This window comes from Erythrobacter aurantius, assembly GCF_023823125.1.
Classification (GTDB): Bacteria; Pseudomonadota; Alphaproteobacteria; order Sphingomonadales; family Sphingomonadaceae; genus Erythrobacter; species Erythrobacter aurantius.
Map to the genome: position 1 here is coordinate 2641869 of NZ_CP090949.1, position 19772 is coordinate 2661640.

General features: G+C 63.0%; 18 protein-coding genes and 1 pseudogene. 8 read left to right on the top strand and 11 right to left on the bottom strand.

The features are described from left to right. Positions 1 to 138 precede the first annotated feature (138 nt). The 5 genes from L1K66_RS12725 to L1K66_RS12745 all read right to left on the bottom strand — a co-directional run bounded on the left by L1K66_RS12725 (position 139) and on the right by L1K66_RS12745 (position 4451). Positions 139 to 1077, bottom strand: a complete 939-nt coding sequence (locus L1K66_RS12725; RefSeq protein WP_252258203.1) for a D-2-hydroxyacid dehydrogenase — start codon at positions 1075 to 1077, stop codon at positions 139 to 141. Next, positions 1074 to 2525: a cysteine--tRNA ligase gene (gene cysS, locus L1K66_RS12730; protein ID WP_252258204.1), complete on the bottom strand. Its 1452-nt coding sequence runs from the start codon at positions 2523 to 2525 to the stop codon at positions 1074 to 1076. The genes L1K66_RS12725 and cysS overlap by 4 nt, the downstream gene beginning before the upstream one ends. A gap of 32 nt (positions 2526 to 2557) precedes the next feature. Beyond that, positions 2558 to 3220, bottom strand: coding sequence for a nitroreductase (locus L1K66_RS12735; protein ID WP_252258205.1), 663 nt, complete (start codon positions 3218 to 3220; stop codon positions 2558 to 2560). A 130-nt stretch (positions 3221 to 3350) separates the two neighbouring features. Continuing rightward, positions 3351 to 3866 (bottom strand): DUF2846 domain-containing protein, encoded by a 516-nt coding sequence (locus tag L1K66_RS12740; protein ID WP_252258206.1) that lies wholly within the window; start codon positions 3864 to 3866, stop codon positions 3351 to 3353. Between the two features lie 21 nt (positions 3867 to 3887). Continuing rightward, complete coding sequence (locus L1K66_RS12745; protein WP_252258207.1) at positions 3888 to 4451, bottom strand: hypothetical protein; 564 nt, start codon at positions 4449 to 4451, stop codon at positions 3888 to 3890. Positions 4452 to 4698: 247 nt separating this feature from the next. Between L1K66_RS12745 and L1K66_RS12750 the strand changes: the two genes are divergently transcribed. After that, positions 4699 to 5244, top strand: coding sequence for a hypothetical protein (locus L1K66_RS12750; protein WP_252258208.1), 546 nt, complete (start codon positions 4699 to 4701; stop codon positions 5242 to 5244). 91 nt (positions 5245 to 5335) lie between these two features. On the opposite strand, the gene L1K66_RS12755 is transcribed toward L1K66_RS12750, so the two are convergent. From L1K66_RS12755 to L1K66_RS12770, 4 genes are all read right to left on the bottom strand, one after another. Next, positions 5336 to 5752: a hypothetical protein gene (locus tag L1K66_RS12755; protein ID WP_252258209.1), complete on the bottom strand. Its 417-nt coding sequence runs from the start codon at positions 5750 to 5752 to the stop codon at positions 5336 to 5338. Positions 5753 to 5754: 2 nt separating this feature from the next. Next, the gene (cobT, locus tag L1K66_RS12760; protein WP_252258210.1) at positions 5755 to 7593 is read right to left on the bottom strand and encodes a cobaltochelatase subunit CobT; all 1839 of its coding nucleotides are present in this window, start codon (positions 7591 to 7593) and stop codon (positions 5755 to 5757) included. 46 nt (positions 7594 to 7639) lie between these two features. Beyond that, positions 7640 to 8293 (bottom strand): fructose-6-phosphate aldolase, encoded by a 654-nt coding sequence (gene fsa, locus L1K66_RS12765; RefSeq protein WP_034954591.1) that lies wholly within the window; start codon positions 8291 to 8293, stop codon positions 7640 to 7642. Between the two features lie 97 nt (positions 8294 to 8390). Next, a complete protein-coding gene (locus L1K66_RS12770) occupies positions 8391 to 9083 on the bottom strand; it encodes a DUF4197 domain-containing protein (RefSeq protein WP_252258211.1) in 693 nt (230 codons plus the stop codon). 59 nt (positions 9084 to 9142) lie between these two features. Between L1K66_RS12770 and L1K66_RS12775 the strand changes: the two genes are divergently transcribed. From L1K66_RS12775 to L1K66_RS12795, 5 genes and pseudogenes are all read left to right on the top strand, one after another. Continuing rightward, positions 9143 to 11308 carry a primosomal protein N' gene (locus L1K66_RS12775; RefSeq protein ID WP_252258212.1) on the top strand — a complete coding sequence of 722 codons (2166 nt, stop codon included), beginning with the start codon at positions 9143 to 9145 and terminating at the stop codon, positions 11306 to 11308. Between the two features lie 47 nt (positions 11309 to 11355). Further along, the gene (locus L1K66_RS12780; RefSeq protein WP_252258213.1) at positions 11356 to 11946 is read left to right on the top strand and encodes a hypothetical protein; all 591 of its coding nucleotides are present in this window, start codon (positions 11356 to 11358) and stop codon (positions 11944 to 11946) included. Positions 11947 to 11982: 36 nt separating this feature from the next. After that, positions 11983 to 13548 (top strand): cryptochrome/photolyase family protein, encoded by a 1566-nt coding sequence (locus L1K66_RS12785; RefSeq protein WP_252258214.1) that lies wholly within the window; start codon positions 11983 to 11985, stop codon positions 13546 to 13548. Between the two features lie 13 nt (positions 13549 to 13561). Then, a pseudogene (locus L1K66_RS12790) lies at positions 13562 to 14125 on the top strand (glutathione S-transferase family protein); the annotation flags it as partial. 80 nt (positions 14126 to 14205) lie between these two features. Further along, on the top strand, positions 14206 to 15120 hold the full coding sequence (locus L1K66_RS12795; RefSeq protein ID WP_252258216.1) for a hypothetical protein: 915 nt from the start codon (positions 14206 to 14208) through the stop codon (positions 15118 to 15120). A gap of 270 nt (positions 15121 to 15390) precedes the next feature. On the opposite strand, the gene ada is transcribed toward L1K66_RS12795, so the two are convergent. Then, positions 15391 to 16428 (bottom strand): bifunctional DNA-binding transcriptional regulator/O6-methylguanine-DNA methyltransferase Ada, encoded by a 1038-nt coding sequence (ada, locus tag L1K66_RS12800; protein WP_252258217.1) that lies wholly within the window; start codon positions 16426 to 16428, stop codon positions 15391 to 15393. Between the two features lie 79 nt (positions 16429 to 16507). Between ada and L1K66_RS12805 the strand changes: the two genes are divergently transcribed. After that, a complete protein-coding gene (locus tag L1K66_RS12805) occupies positions 16508 to 18106 on the top strand; it encodes a trypsin-like peptidase domain-containing protein (RefSeq protein WP_252258218.1) in 1599 nt (532 codons plus the stop codon). 61 nt (positions 18107 to 18167) lie between these two features. Here the strand turns inward: L1K66_RS12805 and L1K66_RS12810 are convergent, their stop codons facing one another. Beyond that, positions 18168 to 18995 (bottom strand): TauD/TfdA dioxygenase family protein, encoded by an 828-nt coding sequence (locus L1K66_RS12810; protein ID WP_252258219.1) that lies wholly within the window; start codon positions 18993 to 18995, stop codon positions 18168 to 18170. A gap of 217 nt (positions 18996 to 19212) precedes the next feature. Here L1K66_RS12810 and L1K66_RS12815 point away from each other — a divergent pair, with 217 nt between their 5' ends. Next, positions 19213 to 19767, top strand: a complete 555-nt coding sequence (locus L1K66_RS12815; protein ID WP_034954614.1) for a F0F1 ATP synthase subunit delta — start codon at positions 19213 to 19215, stop codon at positions 19765 to 19767. Positions 19768 to 19772: the final 5 nt, after the last annotated feature.

The following is a 19772-nucleotide window of genomic DNA, read 5'->3' on the forward strand; positions in this document are numbered from 1 at the left end:
GTCCCGTTTGCGGGACTGCACCCCTTCTTGCCTGCGGCGTTACGCGCTGAGTGTGACCGGACCGTGATGGCCCGTTATCGCGGGGGAGTATTGCAGGAATCCGTCAGATTCCAAGCGTGAAGCGCAACACAGCGGCGATCAGTAACCCAGTTTCGGGTCAAACACCGGGCCAACGGCTTCGCCCGCACGGTATTTGGCGAGGTTTTCGAGGAAGCGATTGGCGCTGCGGATGAACATCATGTTCTGCGCGCGGCCCGACAGGTGCATGGTCACATGCGCATTGTCGAGCGACCACAGCGGGTGATCCGCGGGCAGCGGTTCGGGCGTGGTCACGTCGAGGAACGCGGCCCCGATCGCCTTCTTTTCCAGCGCCTCCACCAGCGCGGGCTGATCGACAACGCTGCCGCGCGCGATGTTCACCAGCACGGCGTCGCTCTTCATCGTCGCCAGTTCCGCCGCGCCGATCATGCCTTCGGTTTCGGGCGTGGCCGGAACGGCGAGGATGATCCAGTCGAAATCCTGCAATTTCGTTCGCCACTGATCCGGCGTCAGCACGCCCGGCCCGGCATTGCGGCGGACAACGGTGACCTCGACATCGAAAGCTTCGAGCCGCGGCTTGATCAGCTTGCCGATCGCGCCATAGCCCAGCAGCAGCGCCTTTGACCCGGCGAGTTCGCGCTTGCCCGGCGAATCCATCAGCCATTCGTGCCGCTCCTGCGCGCGCACGACTTCGCGGTAACCCTTGGCGATGTTGAGCATCCCCATGACGACATATTCGGCGATGGTGATGGCGTTGATGCCCGCCCCGTTGGTGACGGTGATCCCGCGTTCGATCAGCACGTCCATCGGCAGGAAATCGAGGCCCGCATAGATCGAATTGAGCCATTTGAGATCGGTCGCCGCGCGCAGCGTTTCGGCCATCGCGGCCTGATCGTTCATGTCGAACCAGCCGATCTCCGCCCCCTTCACCGCCTCCAGCGCTTCCTCATGCGTCATGAACCAGCGCACATCGAGATCGTCGGGCAGCCGGGGTTCGAGCAGCGGGCGGATCAGCCCGGAGATTGCGAGGGTTGTCACAGTTTCCACTCCCATCCTAGCGGATCGCCGTCCATCACTTCGACGCCCTTGGCCGCGAGCTCGTCGCGTATCGCATCGGAGGTGGCGAAGTCCTTTTCCGCGCGTGCGGCCTTGCGGCGGGCGAGCGCGTCTTCGATTTCCTCCGCGGTGATCGCCGCGGCCTTGGGCCGGATGCGCAATTCCTCGCGGGTGAGGCCGAACAGGCCGAGGCCCAGCACCGCGTCCATATGCTCCACCACCGCCCGCTTGATCCCGGCGTCGACCTTCTTGACGGCCAACGCGTCTTCCAGCGCGGTGAGCGCGATCGGCGTGTTCAGATCGTCGCTGATCGCAGCATCGAATTTCGCCAGCGTATCGGCAAATTTGGGATGCTGGGCGAGCGGCTGGCTCGGTGCATCCGAGAGCCTTCCGGCAGCCATCACCATCCGCTTCAACCGCGTCAGCGCCGCCTCAAGACCATCCCACGAAAACTCCAGCTCGCTGCGGTAATGCGCCTGCAGGCACATCATGCGGTAGGCGAGCGGGTGATACCCCTTGTCCACCAGCAATTGCAGCCGCAGGAATTCGCCCGAGGACTTGCTCATCTTGCCGCTGCGCTCGACCAGGAAGTTGTTGTGCATCCAGATCTTCGCGCCCGAATGGGTTGCGACATCCAATGAACCACAGCCGCAAAACGCCTGATTTTGCGCGATTTCATTGGGGTGGTGGATTTCGCGGTGGTCGATCCCGCCGGTGTGAATGTCGAACGGGAAGCCAAGCAGCTTTTCCCCCATTACCGAGCATTCAAGGTGCCAGCCGGGCGCGCCCTTGCCCCAAGGGCTGTCCCATTCCATCTGGCGCTTTTCGCCCGCCGGGGTCTTGCGCCAGATCGCGAAGTCAGCGGCGTTGCGCTTGCCCTCGACGCTCTCGATCCGGCCCTCCCCGTCTTCGGTAACGGCGCGCGCCAGCCGCCCGTAATCGGCGACGGTCGAGACATCGAAATAAAGCCCGCTCTCCAGCTCGTAGCAGTGCTTGTCCGCGATGCTTTTCGCGAATTCGATCATCTCGTCGATGTAATCGGTCGCAACCGACCATTTGGCCGGCTGGCGGATGTTAAGCGCCTTCACGTCCGCCCAATAGGCCTCGGTATAATGCTGCGCGATGTCCCAGATGCTCTGCGCTTTCTCCGCAGCCATCTTCTCCATCTTGTCCTCGCCCTCATCGGCATCATCGGTCAGGTGGCCGACATCGGTGATGTTGATGATGTGGGTAAGCTTGTAGCCCTTGTAGCTCAGCGTGCGCCCCAGCACGTCGGCAAAGACATAGGCGCGCATATTGCCGATATGCGGGTAATTGTAGACCGTCGGCCCGCAGGTGTAGACGCGCGCCTCCCCTTCATGGACGGGCACGAAAGGTTCGATCTCGCGGGTGAGCGAGTTGAAGAGCTTCAAGGGGACGGCGTCAGTCATGGGGAGCGCATTTGCCACGCTCTCCCGTCAGGTCAATCAAAACCCAGAAACTTCACCTGTTCGTCCAGCGGCACGCGCTCACGCTCGAAATTGTTCACCGGCGCATCCGGATCGCGGTAGCCGATCGCCATACCGCAGAAGAACATGTAGCGCTCCTTGTCGAGACCGAGGAAATCGCGGATCACATCGGCATAAAGCGCCATGTATTCCTGGTAGCAGCTGTCGAGCCCTTCCTCGCGCAGCAGCAGAGCGACGGTTTGCAGCCACATGCCCGTGTCAGACCATTGCGCTTCCTTCATCAGGCGCGGGAAATAGACAAACAGCACCGCAGGCGCATCGAAGCTGGTGGCGTTGCGCGCCATTGCCGCCATGCGCGCGGCGCCATCGTCGCGGGCGATGCCCATCGCGCCGAACATTTCGCGCGATACGCCGTCGAGACGCGCCTTGTAGGCTTCCTCGGCTCCCGGAGCGGCCCAATCGTATTCGGCGGCCTGCGGGGGTGTGGTGGTGATTTTCGCCTGCAGATCCTTGAGCGGCTGCCCGGTCACGATGGTCGCTTCCCACGGCTGGTAATTGCAGCCCGACGCCGCCCAGCGCGCCGTATCCACCACGCGGCGGATCGTTTCGAGCTCCACCGGCTTGTCGAGATAGGCGCGGATGGAGCGGCGGGTGGTGACGGCTTCGGTTACGTTCACTGGGAATGACCTCGGAAGATTTGCGGCAAGAAAGCGAAAGCCGGGTGGATAGAGTTCTATTGCGAACCCTTCAACCCGGCCCAGACCTGTTCAATTTGGCAAGCGGCGCGTCGCACCGCTGGCGTGCAGATTATTCGGCTGCCGGTGCGGCGTCGGCATAATTCATTGCGCGGACTTCTTCCGACATGTCATCGGCGTCGACCAGCTTGGGGTCCTTGTACTTGTCGCGGAATTCGCGTTCCGAACTGGGCGCGATATTCGCGCGGCCAGAAAGGAACCCGGCCTTGATCCGGCACCGCACGAACTGGGTTTCGCCTTCCTCGACCTCAAGCGTAAGCTGATCGTCGGTTTCGAGCGAGTTGACCTTGAAGCTGCGCTCTCCCGGCTGGGAATTCAGCACGAAATAGCGCCCGCCACCCAGCGAGCTGAGCTTGTCCGGATCGCCATTGTCGAAGATCGCGCAGCCAAGCGCGGCACCGCTGAGCCCGCCGGTGCGATAGAACACCACCTGTCCCATCCCTTCGGGCGGGGTCGGCAGCTGGAAACCGCCTTCATCGGCTTGCATGGCGACAGCAGCGGGAGCGGTTGCCACAAACACCGCGGGCGCAGCCGCGGCAATGGCAAGAACGGCAAGAAATTTCTTCACTTCAGGTTCCTCTCGTTAAACCTATTCACTCTCGACCGCTTCCGGCTCAGCCACCTGTTGCGGTTGGGCGACCTCGAATTCTTCGTCATTGCGCAGCTTTGCCGTCGCGATCGTGCCGGGCTCGATCGTGGTGTTGCCGCCGCTGATCAGGAAACCCAGCACCCCGATTGTCGCCACGGTGGCGATGGTGATGTCGGTGTTGTCCTGCCCGCGAAAGAGGACTTCATCGCCCTCCTCGATGAATTTGAAGCTGCGCAGCTCGATCCGGCGATCCCCGAACTGGAGATAGCGCGCGGCAAGGATCAACTCGCCCGCAGCGCCTGCAAATCCGCCTTTTTCGGCATGGACGACCTGTCCTTCGCCCTCGATCCCCGCAGGCAGCACTTCGACCCCGTCAATCACCACGGGTTGCGCCAGCCGGATCGGGAACATGTCGCGCGCGTTGCTGATTTTCGAGCCGACCTGCGCTTCGACCGAGATGACGATACGGTGGCCGTTGGGAACGACGATTGTCGCAGGCTGATCGGGCGCGGGTTGATCGGCTTGGGAGGCAGTTTCCTCCTGCTCGAAAACCGGCGCAGCCACCGGCGCGGCATCATCAGGTGGTAGAGACTGCCCCAGAAGGGCAAGTGCAAGACAAAGCAAGCGGTGCGACCTTAAAAATGCCGATATGTCGCGCAGATATCTGCCAACCCGATTGACCCGTCAATACAATACGCAAGGCCCTCGAATTTTTACCGTATGCGAGTGAAGCGGGACGGCACAGACCGGGCTGCTTGCCAATCCTGCGCGATTGTAGCAATTCCGGGTCTTGCGCTGGGGGGAGTGTCTGATGACCGAGGTCGATCGTCCAAGGACGAAATTTTTCTCGCGGGAAAGAATCGAATACTGGTCCTTGATCGCGGAGATCGTCGCCGCTGCGGCGGTGGTCGTTTCGCTCGTCTTTGTCGGCGTGCAATTGCGCAGCGCGAACGTGATCGCCGTTCGCGATGAAGCGAACGCGACCATGCTCCAGTGGTCCAACATCCGCCGTTCGATCTATTCGGACGAAACCGTTGCCGAGATCTTCAACAGGGGCCTTGCCGATCCCGCGAGCCTCGATGAAACCGAGCGTGTCCGCTTCGATAACCTGATGACCGAATATTCATGGGGCACATGGCACATCTGGGACAGGATCGCGGCGGGATTGATCCCGGAAAGCCATTGGGAAAAGGGCGCGGGAAGCCATTTCCTTCTCGTCCTTTGCACACCTGGCGGGCGCGAATCCTGGCAAGAGATCAGCGTCACGATGCCACCGGGATTTGCAGACGCCATGAACGATCTTTCTCAGCGCCATGCCGGACCGGACGGGGAAAGCTGCAATCTCGGATCGGACTAGCGGGTCTTATCCATCGTGCCGCGGACAGTTTGGAACTCCACCGGCTTGTCGATATAGGCGCGGATAGAGCGGCGGGTGGTAACGGCTTCGGTTACGTTGATTGTTCAGGTTCCCGTTCCTCGATGTGCGCCCACCTAGTTAAAGCTATCCGCTCTATCGGAACCGCCCATAAATGACGGATTGCTGCAACGACGACCGTAGAACCTACAACAAAAATGAACGCCACAATTTCCGGATATTCCGTCTCCAGCACTAAACTTTCTGCAAAAATTTGAGATAAGAGGGTTACTAGAGATGCGAGAAAAATAGCAATTGAAATATAAGAAAATAGGTGAATTTGGAATTCATTCTTCGTAATAAATGCCAAGAACGGACCGGCTAAAAGAGATATCGGGAATATCAGCCAAAATAAATTTGATTCCATCATCTGCCACGATGTGAAAAACAATACTGCTGCACCGCAAACCAGCTTTAATGTATCGATCACTTCCCTCTTCTTATCCCTCATTGCTATCTCTTCCTCACGCCCTTCTCATCCTCGAACAACTCCGCAAGCTGTTCCATGATGGTGCCGCCGAGTTGCTCGACATCCATGATCGTCACCGCGCGGCGATAGTAACGCGTCACATCGTGGCCGATGCCGATGGCGACGAGCTGGACGGGTGAAACCTTCTCGATCCACTCGATCACGCCGCGCAAATGCGCTTCTAGATAGCCCGCCGAATTGACGCTCAGCGTGCTGTCATCCACCGGCGCACCGTCGGAAATCACCATCAGGATGCGGCGTTCCTCAGGCCGGTAGATCAGGCGGCTGTGCGCCCACATCAAAGCCTCGCCGTCGATGTTTTCCTTCAGCAGCCCTTCGCGCATCATCAGGCCGAGATTGCGCCGCGCGCGCCGCCATGGTTCGTCAGCCTGTTTGTAAATGATGTGCCGCAAGTCATTGAGGCGGCCCGGATTTTGCGGCTTGCCATCGGCCAGCCACGCCTCGCGGCTTTGCCCGCCTTTCCATGCGCGGGTGGTGAAGCCCAAAATCTCGGTCTTGACCCCGCACCGCTCCAGCGTGCGCGCAAGGATGTCCGCGCTGATCGCGGCAATGCTGATCGGGCGCCCGCGCATCGATCCGGAATTGTCGATCAGCAGGGTGACGATCGTGTCCTTGAACTCGACATCGCGCTCGACCTTGTAAGACAGCGCCGTGCCGGGGGAGACGATCACGCGGGAAAGGCGCGCGGCATCGAGCACGCCCTCTTCCTGATCGAAATCCCAGCTGCGGTTCTGCTGCGCCATCAGGCGGCGTTGCAGCCGGTTGGCCAGCCGGGTGACGACGCCCTGAAGCCCGGTAAGCTGGCTGTCGAGATAGGCGCGGAGCCGGTCCAGCTCTTCGGAATCGCACAGTTCGGGCGCTTCGACCACTTCGTCGAAACGCTCGGTAAAGGCCTTGTAATCGAGCCCGTCGGGAATGTCGGTCTGCGGGCGATTGGGGCGCACGGGGGCGTTGGAGGCATCGCCTTCCTCGCCCGCTTCGCCGTCCTGCATGTCGTCGTCGGCGGACATTTCGCTGTCGGTTTCGCCTTCGCCGTCGCCTTCGGTCATTTCGCCCGCGGCTTCGGCGCTTTGCGGATCGGCATCGCCTTCGCGCTGCTCGTCCCCGGCCTGATCCTCGTCCTCGCCCTGATCCTCTTCGGAATCGTCGTTTTCGGTCTGGTCGGGCTGATCGGTCGGGCGGGTCAGGTCTAGATCGCGCAGCATGTCGAGCGCTAGGCGTTGGAACACCGCCTGATCGCCGAGGTTTTCGCCCAGCGCGGCGAAATCGTCGCCCACCGTTTCCTCGATGAAGTCGCGCACCATGCTCACCCCGGCTTCGGCGCGTTTGGGGATCGGTTCCCCGGTCAGCTTTTCGCGCAGCATCAGCGACAAGGCGGTTTGCAGCGGCACTTCGGAGGAATTCTGCGCGCGCACGATGGCATCGGTTGCGGTGCGCATTTCGGTCGCGGCATCGAGGTTCGACCTGATCCCGCCGAACCGGTTTGCGCCCAGGGCCTCGTAACGCACCTGCTCGATCGCGTCATAACAGGCGCGCGCCACCGGCTCGGGCGGAGCGGAGCGTGCGTGCAGCCCCGCGTCATGATGGCGCAGCTTGAGCGCGAAACTGTCGGCAAAGCCGCGCGCTTCCGTCACCTGATCATGCGGCAGATCGCGCCCCGGCAACGGCACGCGGAAACGGTTGCCGCTGGCGCCGGGGACATCGGCGCTCCACGCCACCTCCACCTCGGCATCGCGCGCGATTGCCCGCGATGCACCGGTCAGCGCCTGCTTGAACCTGTCGAGTGGGGATTCTTCAGCCATTGGGTGGCAGATAGGAACTTATCGGGTGGCGGGCTACCTGTTAGTTTTAGAGGATGCTCTGCCCGGTGGCTTCCCAATCCTTCAGGAAGCCTTCGATGCCCTTGTCCGTCAGCACGTGCTTGAACAGGCCGTGGATCACCTTGGGCGGCGCGGTCATGACATCGGCGCCGATCTTGGCGGCTTGCAGCACATGGGTGGTGTGGCGCACCGATGCGACGAGGATTTCGGTGGCAAAGCCGTAATTGTCATAGATCAGGCGGATGTCCTCGATCAGGTCCATCCCGTCGAAGCCGTTGTCGTCATGCCGTCCGACGAAGGGCGAGATGAAGGTCGCCCCAGCCTTCGCCGCGAGCAGCGCCTGATTGGCGGAAAAGCACAGGGTGACGTTGACCATCGTGCCCTCGCCGGTCAGCGCCTTGCAGGTCTTGAGCCCGTCCACCGTGAGCGGCACCTTGATGCAGACATTGTCGGCAATCTTGCGCAGCACTTCGGCCTCTTTCATCATCGTCGCGTGATCCAGCGCGACGACTTCGGCGGAGACCGGGCCGTCGACGATCCCGCAGATTTCCTTGGTCACTTCCATGAAATCCCGCCCGGATTTGGCAATCAGCGAAGGATTGGTGGTGACGCCATCAAGCAGGCCGGTGTCGGCCAGTTCCTTGATGTCGGCGATTTCGGCGGTGTCGACGAAGAATTTCATGGCGCGGATATCTCCCTTTGCGCGTGCGATTCGCTTGCGCGGGGGATGGCACAGCCGGGGCCGCAGGGCCAGATGTGCGAGCGCCTGCCTCCCCCGATCAAAGCACTCCGTTGCCGAACACTCCGATCAGCACCGGATCGCGGGTAGAGGCCGGATCGCGCCGGATCGCGGCTTCCTCCACGCCCATCTCGGTCCAGATCGCATCGTCGATATTGCCCGCCAACCGCTGCGCGATGCCGCTGACATTGGTGCCCGCCGCCGCGTCGATCAGCTGGCCGACAAGCGGATCGGAAGCAATACGGATCGCCTCGCCCAGTTCGGGCACCATCGCGTCGATCAGCCGCCCGCCCAGCTCTCCGCGTAGCGCCTGAGTCGCCGCGCTTGGCCCGCCGCGCACCAGTTCCACCGCATTGGCAAGGCCGATCACCCGCACCGCATCGGTAACGATCGGCGCGGCGCGATAGGATGCGTCGATGGCGATATCGGCAAAGGCATCCTCCAGCCGATCCTTGAACAGCGCGGAAGTGAGGATGCGCGAGACCACATCCCCGCGCGCCCCCAGCAGATTGCCAAGGCCCAGCCGCGCGACCTGCGTATCCCAATAGCCGTCCGGCGCGATCAGCCGGGCAAAGGCGCGCTCGCTCGACAACAGCAACAATCGGCGCACCGCTTCGGTCAGGCTGAAGCCGGGCATTGTCGAACAGGCAGGCAGCGCCAGCACCAAAGCCCCGCCCGCGCCCGCTTTCAGAAAATGCCTGCGCCCCAGTTCCGTAATCTCGTGTCCGTTCATATCCCTGACCCTTTGCCTTGTGGTTTGCATGTCTGTGCCTTCATATTATCGAACCGCATATGAACCGCGTCCGCCTCCTTGTCCTCAACGCCGCGCTCGGCCCGCTGGATTACAGCGTGCCCGAAGGCATGGCGGTGGAACCCGGCAGCGTGGTCGTCGCGCCGCTCGGCCCGCGCACCGTCACCGGCATCGTCTGGGACGAAGGCCGCCTGCCCGGAACCGAGGTGGACGCGTCCAAACTACGGCCCTTGCGCGAAGTTATTCCCTTGCCGCCGCTTTCGGCGCCCTTGCGCCGCCTGATCGAATGGACCGCCGATTATTACTGCGCGGCGCTGGCCAGCGTTGCGCGGATGGTGCTGTCGAGCGGAGGTGCGCTGGGCGGGCCGACCACCATGACCGAATACCGCCTGTCGGGCGGTCTGCCCGAACGCATGACCCCGCAGCGCCTCGCCGCGATTGAGGCGCTGGAGGGCGAACAGGGCACCATCCGCGAGCTTTTGGGGATCGCGGGCGTATCCGAAGGGGTGTTGCGCGGGCTGGTGAATCAGGGGGTGATAGAGCCGGTGTCGGTGGCGATCGATCGCCCCTACCCCGTTGCCGATCCCGATTACGACCAGCCCGATCTTTCGCCCGATCAGCAGTCCGTCGCGGATGTGTTGGTGCAAGCGGTGAAGGCCCGCAAATTTGCGCCTTTCCTGATCGACGGGGTGACGGGATCGGGCAAGACCGAAACCTATTTCGAACCCGTGGCTCAGGCGCTGCGGATGGGGCGGCAGGTGCTGGTGCTGCTGCCCGAAATCGCGCTGACCGAGAATTTCCTGTCGCGTTTCGAAGACCGCTTTGGCGCGGCCCCGGTGCAATGGCATTCCTCGCTCAAATCGACCGAGCGGCGGCGCGCATGGCGAGCGATTTCCGAAGGTTCGGCGCAGGTCGTGGTGGGCGCGCGTTCGGCGCTGTTCCTGCCCTATGCCGATCTTGGCCTGATCGTCGTTGATGAAGCGCATGAAATCAGTTTCAAGCAGGATGACGGGGTGCGCTACAACGCGCGCGACGTATCGGTGATGCGCGCCCGGTTCGAAGGTCTGCCGGTGGTGCTGGCCAGCGCGACCCCGGCGCTCGAAAGCCTGCACATGGCAAGCACGGGCACTTACACGAAGCTCGATTTGCCAAGCCGTTTCGGCGGCGCGCAATTGCCCGATATCAAGCTGGTCGATCTGACGCAGGAAAAACCGCCAAGCGGGCGCTGGCTCGCCGCGCCGCTGATCGCCGGGATAGAGGCGCGACTGGAAGCGGGCGAGCAGGTGCTGCTGTTCCTCAACCGCCGCGGCTATGCCCCGCTGACGCTGTGCCGCAATTGCGGACACCGCTTCAAATGTCCGAATTGCAGCGCGTGGCTGGTCGAACACCGGCTTTCGGCGCGGCTCGCCTGCCACCATTGCGGGCTGGAGACAAAGCCGCCCGATGCCTGCCCTGAATGCGGTGAAGGCGATTGCCTGGTCGCCTGCGGCCCCGGCGTCGAACGGATCGCGGATGAGGTTTCGGCGCTGTTTCCCGATGCCCGTGTCGCGGTCGCCACGTCCGACACGCTCGGATCGCCCGAACGCGCCGCGCAGTTCATCGCCCAGGTGCGCGAAGGCGCGATTGACGTGATCGTCGGCACGCAATTGGTGACGAAGGGGTTCCACTTTCCCGAACTGACGCTGGTGGGCGTAGTTGATGCCGATCTGGGCCTTGAAGGCGGAGACTTGCGCGCGGCGGAGCGCACCTATTCGCAGGTCGCGCAGGTTGCCGGGCGCGCCGGTCGGGGCGAGAAACCGGGCGAAGTGCTGATCCAGACGCGCCATCCGGAGGCTCCCGTTATCGCCGCGCTCGCGAACGGGGATCGCGATGCCTTCTACGCGGCAGAGACAGAGGCCCGGCGCGATGCGGGTGCGCCGCCGTTCGGGCGGTGGGCGGCGATCATCATATCGTCGGAGGACGAACGCGAAGCGCGCGAGGCGGCGGTGCGGCTGGGCGATACCCGCCCGCATCTGCCCGACATCCACATCCTTGGCCCCGCCCCCGCCCCGCTCGCGCTGCTGCGCGGGAGGTATCGCTATCGCTTTCTCGTCAATGCAAGGCGCAGCGCGAATTTGCAGGACACATTGCGCGAATGGCTGGACCGCCAGCAATTCCCGCCGGGCGTGCGCGTGGGCGTGGATGTCGATCCCTACAGCTTCGTATGACGGCGCATTAGGTCAATTCTAACCAGTCTGGTGCAAAGCCCCCTGCCATGCAGTTCAAGGAGGCTTTGACGGTGAAACCCGCCGCATGGATGATCGCGCTGAGTGCCGCGTCGCTGGCCGGCACCCCGGCGCTTGCTGATGAAGGTCAGGCTGAAGGCGCCGACGCGCCGCAGCAGTGGCATGTCATGATCTCGCTGTATGAATCGGTGCAGAAGAACAGCTGCGGCGACAGGATCTACAAGGTCAGCACCGCCGAGCCGATCGTGATCGACGGGCCGGACACGATCACGGTCAATCACATCAATACCGTCGTCGGCGAATGGATGGCGCATCTGCGCACCGTTTCGCCCGCGGCATGGCGGATGGTGAATGGCGACACGGGCGATCACGTCACCGATGTCTATTTCCGCCGTTCGCACGAAGAGGCGATGCGAGCCTTCACCCGCGACGGCCATCTGGAGCGCGAGCCGGGATGCTGGGGATCGGTGCTGATGAAGCATCCGGTCGAAAGCTTCGCCTTCAGCGCGCCGGCCGATTTCGTGAAGTGGGAATTCGGGCAGGAACCCCCGCCCCCGCCCGGCGTCGGCGGAGTGGCGCGCGATCTGGCACCGATACCGGGCCTTGCAAAACGGGATTGATCGGCACTTATCGCGCTCCTGTGCATTGACGGGGCGATGAGCAAACCTGTCCTAGTCCCCGTCCTCGGCGATCAGCTGACCCGCACTCTTTCCTCCCTGCGCGGCTGCGCGAAGGAGGACACCGTCATCCTGATGATGGAGGTGTGGGACGAAGCGACATACGTCAAACATCACAAGCAGAAGATCGCCCTGATCTTCTCCGCCATGCGCCATTTCGCCGCAGAATTGCGCGATGCGGGGTGGCGCGTGGATTATGTGAAGCTGACCGATGAAGACAATTCGGGCAGCTTCACCGGCGTAGTCGCCCGCGCGATAGAACGCCACGCCCCGCGCAAGCTCCGCATTACCGAGGCGGGCGAATGGCGGGTGCAGCAGCAGATCGAGGAATGGCCGGACAAATTCGCCTGCGAAGTCGAAATCCTCACCGACGATCGCTTCCTGTGCTCGCACGCCGAATTTCGCGACTTGGCGGAGGGGCGCAAGCATCTGACGATGGAGCATTTCTATCGCGAGATGCGCCGCAAGACCGGGCTGCTGATGCACGATGACGGCAAACCGGTAGGCGGCGAATGGAATTACGATGCCGAAAACCGCCAGTCGCCCGATTCCGGCATCAATCCGCCCCCCGCCCCCAAATTCGAACCCGATGACATCACAGGGGAGGTTATCGCGCTGGTGAAGGATCATTTCGGCGATCACTTCGGCGATCTCGAACCCTTCGGCTGGCCTGTCACATCGGATCAGGCGGAGGAAGCCGCCGATGCCTTCTTCGCCCAGAGGCTCGGGAAATTCGGCCCCTATCAGGACGCGATGGTGCACGGGTCGGACGATCTTTACCACTCCATGCTGTCAACCAGCATCAACCTCGGCCTGATCGACCCGCTTGAGCTGTGCCGCCGCGCCGAACAGGCTTATTCAGACGGCAAGGCCCCGCTCAATTCGGTGGAGGGGTTCATCCGCCAGATCATCGGCTGGCGCGAATATGTGCGCGGGTTCTATTGGCTGAAGATGCCCGGCCTTGCCGACGACAACGCGCTCAACGCCACCCGCCCCCTGCCCGAATTCTTCTGGACCGGCGACACCGAGATGCGCTGCCTTGCCGATTGCGTGCGCACCACCCGCGAAGACGCGCATGCGCACCATATCCAGCGGCTGATGGTGCTCGGCAATTTCTGCCTGATCGCCGGGATTGATCCCAAGGCGGTGCAGGACTGGTATCTCGCCGTCTATGCCGATGCGTTCGAATGGGTCGAACTGCCCAATGTCGCCGCGATGGTGCTCTATGCCGACGGCGGCAACCTCGCGACGAAGCCCTATGCCGCGTCGGGCAATTACATCAACAAGATGTCCGATTACTGCAAGAAATGCAGCTACAAGGTGGCCCAGAAGACCGGCGACGGAGCCTGCCCGTTCAACCCGCTGTACTGGCATTTCATGGACGCCAACCGCGAGCGGCTGGAATCGAACCACCGCATCGGCCGCATCTACGGGACATGGGACCGCATGGGCGAGACGAAACAGCGCGAATATCTGGACAGCGCGGAGAAGTTTCTGGACAGCCTCACGCCAGCCAGCAAAGGATGGGCGCGAAACGTGAATTGAGGAGCCGACACCCATGCTTACCGTCCACCACCTGCGCATTTCGCAATCCGAACGCATCGTCTGGCTGTGTGAGGAACTGGGGCTGGATTACGAGCTGGTGCTCTACAATCGCGATCCCGAAACGCGGCTGGCCCCGCCTGAGCTGAAGGCGCTGCACCCGATGCAGGTCGCCCCCGTCATCACCGACGGTGACCTGGTGCTGGGCGAAAGCGGAGCGATCGTCGAGTATATCGTCGGCAAATATGCGCCCGATACGGCGCTTGTCCCCGGCCCCAATCACCCCGACTTTGCCGATCACCTGTACTGGTTCCACTTCGCCAACGCGACTTTCATGACCAACGGCATGATGCAGATCGCGGTCAATTTTGCCGGAGCGCAAATGCCACCGCCGCTGCAAAAGCGGGTCGACAATGCCTGGGCGCAGATCGAGGCGCGGCTGGGCGAAGCGGACTATTTCGGCGGATCGCAGCTGACCACCGCCGACATCATGATGGTGTTCCAGCTGACCACCAGCCGCGCTTTCAACGGCATGACGATCGATCACCTGCCCAATCTGAAAGCCTACCTGCAACGCATCGGTGCGCGCGAGGCATATCAACGCGCGATGGCCAAATGCGAACCGGGAATGCCACCCAAGCTGGATTGAGAGCGGCGACAATGCTCGGCAAATTGCGGCGTCGCCTCGGTCTGCACAGGGAACAGGCGGCAAGCCATGTGCCCCCCGCCCTGCCCAAAGAGGGCCATGTCTATTCCTTCAGGACGCGGCCCTATACCCCGTTCTCTGCCAGCGAGACCGGCCGGTATGCCGCGATAAAGGTGCTGGGCGTGACCGACAGGCTTGTGGTGATCGCCACGCTCGAACCGGTCTGGCCACGTCATCCCACGCTGAAAGAGGCATCGGGTGCACGCGTCCTTTCGCAATACCGGTTTGCCCATGAAGGGCGCGACGCTGTTATCGGGGTTCTCAAGGAAGCATGGGATATTGCGGAGGCTCTCGACGATTGCCGCCTGCTAGGCTCGGTTTCGGTCTCAGCGCGGGACCTGAGAGTGGTGGACGATTACGAGAGCGGTGTCCCCGGTTGTTCCTATGCGCACCTCGCCTTCGCCAATTTTGCATCCGAAGGAGAATGGCGCTGGGCCAATGATCGCGAGGCGCTGGTGCGCGAAGTCGAATTGCGCGACGCCGAGGCCGCGAGGAAACGGGCCGAGCAGGACGCACGATATCGCGACCGGCTGAAAGGGCTGACGCTGGAGAAGCTGCTGTCCGAAACGCCGTTTGAAAACTGGTCGCCTTCCCCGCCCTATCCTCCGCAGGAATTCACGCAGGCCGCACGCGCGGCGATCCATGCAGCCTGCCGCGAGATACAGGCGCTCGGCGAAAAGCCGCGCAGGCCCGCTGTCAGAAAGATACTGAAAGCCACGGTCGAATGGTTCAACCATGCCGACGAAGCCGCCGGACAGGTCATCGAAACCGAGGAACGCGAGGACATTGTCGCGGTGCTGGAAGAAATCGCCCATGCCGCAAAGCAAAAGGCGCTGGTCGGCGAAATCGACGACTGGCGGGATTGGTAAGCTTTCCTACTCGCCTGCGCGATGCGATGATCGGGGCGGCTCTTTCGTATCGTCCGGACCGCCCGATTACGGGCCATTTCGCGTGACACTTTGCATCATCAAAGGGTGACACTTTACGCGCCCAAGAGTGACAGTCCGAACGATTGCGGGTGACACTTTGGCGCGCAAGGTGACACTCTGGCCGCAAAGGTTACGGTTTTGCCCTCCAAGGGTGACAGGATGGGGATTTTATCCCTGGACAGTGTTCCACCTGTTCCACCCTGTTGGGAATCACCCCTGCTGCTCGCGCTTCAGCAGTTCCGCCTTGATCTCGGGGCCGTATGCGTATCCGCCCACGCCGCCTGACGCGGGGACGACGCGGTGGCACGGGATCAGCACCGCGATGGCGTTGGCGCCATTGGCGCTGCCCACGGCGCGGCTGGCCTTGGGATTGCCCAGCATCGCCGCCTGTTCGCCATAGCTGCGCGTCTCGCCCGCAGGGATACGGCGCAGCGCCTCCCAGCAGGCCTGCTGAAACGCGGTGCCCCTGACGTCCAGCGGGATATGCGCGTTGTCGCTGCCCGGCTGTTCGACCGCGGCGAGCACTTCGTCGAACAGCGCGGCAAAGCTGTCATCCGCCTCGACCAGATCGGCCTTGGGGAAACGGGCGCGCAGTTCCGCCTCGCCTTCACCGAAGGACAGGCAGCACACGCCTTTGTCCGTGGCGGCGACCAGCATCGGGCCGAGCGTCGTTTGCATAACCCGCCAGTGGATCTGGCGGCCCTCGCCCCCGCTCTGCCAATCGCTTGCCGTCATACCCAGCCTTCCCTTGGTTTCGTCATAGAAGCGCGAGGGGCTGGAATAGCCCGCCTCGTACAGCGCCTGCGTCACGCTCGCCCCGGTTTCCAGCGCCTCACGCACGCGCTCTTCACGCAGGGCCCGGGCGAAGGCCGCCGGGGACAGGCCCACGGTGCGCTTGAACAAGCGCTGGAAATGGGTCGGCGAATAGCCGGTCAGATCGGCCAGCTGATCGAGCGTCTTTGCCCCGTCCGCCCGGATCGCGGCGATGGCGGCCAGCACGCAGGCCTCCTCCGCGCTCTGGGTATTGGGGGAACACCGCTTGCAGGCGCGCAGGCCCGCGCCTTCGGCATCGGCAGGGGTCGCGTAAAAGCGCACATTGCGGCGCAAGGGCGCGCGCGCCGGGCATGACGGGCGGCAGTAAATGCCGGTCGAATGGACGCCCGTGACAAAGGCGCCGTCATAGCGCCGGTCCTTCGCCAGCGCGATCTGCCAGCGCTCGTCATCGGTAAGGGTCGTTGTCTGTGTCATGGCCGTGGTGTCGCAGGCTTTCGACATAAGCGCATCCCGAAGCTTGCGGTCAATGTCAGGCGCGGCATAAGGGTGGGTGATGACACGCTTTGTCCGACTGGTCGCCGCCCCTTTGTTCGCGCTGCTGGCGCTTGCCTTCACCGCCCTGCCCGCATCCGCCGATCCGGGCGATGTCGATGCGGCGGCGCGCGGCGTGGTGCGCGTGGTGCTGATCGACCGCAGCGGCGGCGAAGTGGTGCCGGTAACGCATGGCAGCGGCTTTGCGGTGTCCTCGACCATGATCGTCACCAACGCCCACGTCATCCGCGAAGCCCTGCAGGACGACACGCTTCGGATCGGGATTGTGCCGAGCGAAGGCGACGCGGCGACCTTTGCCACGCCTGTCGCGGTCAGCCCGCGCAACGACCTTGCTCTGCTGGAGATCACCGACGGATCGCTGCGCCTGCCTCCGCTGACGATCGCGGGCGGAGTTGCCGGTGACATGGGCGAGGTGTCGGCAGTGGGATACCCGATGAATGTCGATCTCGCACAAGGGCTGGAAATGCGCGACATCTTCCGCGCCCAGCCCCCGGTGAAGAGCCGCGGCTTCCTGTCGGGCCAGCGCCCTTCGCGCCAGTTCGACACGATCCTCCACACCGCCCCGATCGCGCGCGGCAATTCGGGCGGGCCGTTGCTCGACGGATGCGGGCGGGTGTTGGGGGTCAACAGCTTCGGCGCGGATTCGGACGGATCGGATGCCGAGTTCTACTTCGCCGTTTCCCTGCGCGAACTGCTGCCCTTCCTGCGCGAAAACGGGATTGAGCCTTCGGTCAACGCCCTGCCCTGCCGCTCGATCGACGAATTGAACGCCGCCGAACGCGCCCGGTTCGAGGCACAGCGGGCAGAGACGCAGGCCCGGCTGGACGCGCGCGAAGCGGAACTGCGCGAAGCCCGCGAACAGGCCCGTTTGCAAGCGCAGATCGAAGTGCTCGATGCGCGCGACAATGCGATGGCGCTGGCGATGGTGCTGCTGCTGCTCGGGATCGGATCGGGCTATGCCGCGCTCCAGCTGAGCAAGAGCCAGCACGACAATCCCGAGAATCGCAACCGCGCCATCATCGCCGCAGTGATCGCCGGCCTCGCTCTGATCGCGACGGTGCTGGTGTGGCTGACTCGTCCCGGCTTCAGCGAGATCGAGGAGCGGGTCGCCGCGATTCTCGACGAAAGTGAAACCGATGGCGCAGACGCTCCCACCGGCGACATAGCCGGCGACGGGACGCTGATCTGCACGCTCGACACCGATCGCAGCCGCATCACCGGCGCGCGAACGGACGATGTGGAGTTCGACTGGGCAGCGGACGGCTGCGTCAACCAGCGCACGCAATACGGCCTGTCGGGCGGCAACTGGACGCGCGTATTCGTGCCGAGCGACGAGGCGGCGGTTTCGGTCAATGTCTATGATCCGGACACCCGCACATTCCGCACCGATCGCTATCTGCTGGGCCGCGCCGCGATGGACGCCGCGCGCGAAGCCCGCCGCGAATACGACCCGCCCGCCTGCGGGGTAACCGACGCGCAACGCACGCTGGGCGAACAGCAAAGCGCGCTGCTTTCCCTGCTGCCCGACCGCCCGAACGAGCGGCTGGTCTACACCTGCGAGACGAAGGGCGCGGGTGTTGTTGGCGCAGCGGCACGCTAAGCTGAAGAGAGAATGACGAGGAGCCGACTGACGCCAGAGCCGCCCAGCTTGATGCTCCGCCCTAGGCCGCCAGCGCCTCGCCCGACAGGGTGATGCGGTGCATTTCGCGGTAGTGGCCGTGATAATCGTTCATCGCATTGTGCCACGTCGTGCGATTGTCCCAGATCGCCACCGTGCCCGGCTTCCATTCAAGACGGCATTCATTGTCGCCCGTCAGCGCGGCGTCGAACAATTGCTGCAGCAGCGGCATGCTTTCTTCGCGGGTCTGGCCGACGAAATGGATCGTGAAGGCGCTGTTGACATAAAGCAGCTTGCGACCGGTGTGCGGATGGCGGATCACCACCGGGTGAATCGCACCGGTCTTCAGGTCCTGCCCGCGCAGTGACTTGGCCATGTCGGTCTGGGCGTAAAGGCCGTCCGCCTTGTAGACGTGATCGGCGGTGTGGAATGCCTCCAGCCCTTCAACCGCCGCCTTCAATTCATCGGACAGCGCATCATAGGCCGCGCCCATGTGTGCCCACATGGTATCGCCACCCTTTGGCGGCAGGTGCCGGGCGACCAGCACCGATCCCATCGCCGGGACCTGATCATAGGAATGATCGGTGTGCCACGCACCGCCGATATTGGTCTGCTGGTCAGGCTCTTTCTTGACCACGGCGATTTCGTTGTAATCGTCCTGCAGCGGGAAATAGTTGTTCACGTCGATCCCGCCCCAGCGACGGCCGAAAGTGATGTGATCTTCAGGCGTGAATTCCTGATCGCGGAACACCGCGACTCCATGTTCATAGATCGCCTTCTTGATCTCCTGCATTTCGGCATCGCTGCATTGCGCCAGCTTTACGCCCGAAACTTCGACGCCGCATTTCGGCGCCATCGGCGTCAGTTGCATTTTCCCTCTCCCACTCGGCCCGCTTACCGTTCGGTAAGTCAAATGCCAGATACACTCTTTTTCCGCAAGCTGACAGACTCTGTACTCCCTCCGCTTGCGCAATCCAGATTCAATTGCTAGGCGCGCGCCAGCTTTGACGGGGAAGCCCCTATGTGCCCTGCCGCATCAAAGCTGCACAACTTTATTTTCGGACACCTGCCGAAGGGATTTCAAGCGCGTGGATATTTCCGCCGGTATTCAGGCCAGCCTAGCGGGGCGGTACGCTTCTGCCCTCTTTGATCTGGCCAGCGAAAACGGGACGGTCACTGCCGTCGAAACCGATCTGGAGAAGCTCGGCGCCGCGCTCGGCGAATCCGGGGACCTGCGGGCTGCCACGAGCAATCCGCAGCTCTCGCGCGCCCAGCAGGGTGCCGCAGTTGCCGCCGTGGCAAAGCATCTCAAGCTTTCCGATCTCACCACCAGCTTCCTTGGTGTGCTCGCCGGGAATCGCCGCCTGTCGAAGCTGCCGGACATGATTGCCGCGTTCAAGGCGATCGCCGCAGCCCAGCGCGGTGAAGTCACCGCAACCGTTACCAGCGCGCATCCGCTCTCCGCCGAACAGCTTGCCACCTTGAAGGACAAGCTGACTGCGCGTCAGGGCCGCACTGTAATGCTTTCCGCCGATGTCGACCCCGATCTTCTGGGTGGGCTGGTCGTCACCATCGGCTCCACGCGCATCGACGCATCGATCCGCACCCGTCTCAATTCTCTCTCCCAGGCAATGAAGGCCTAAAGGAC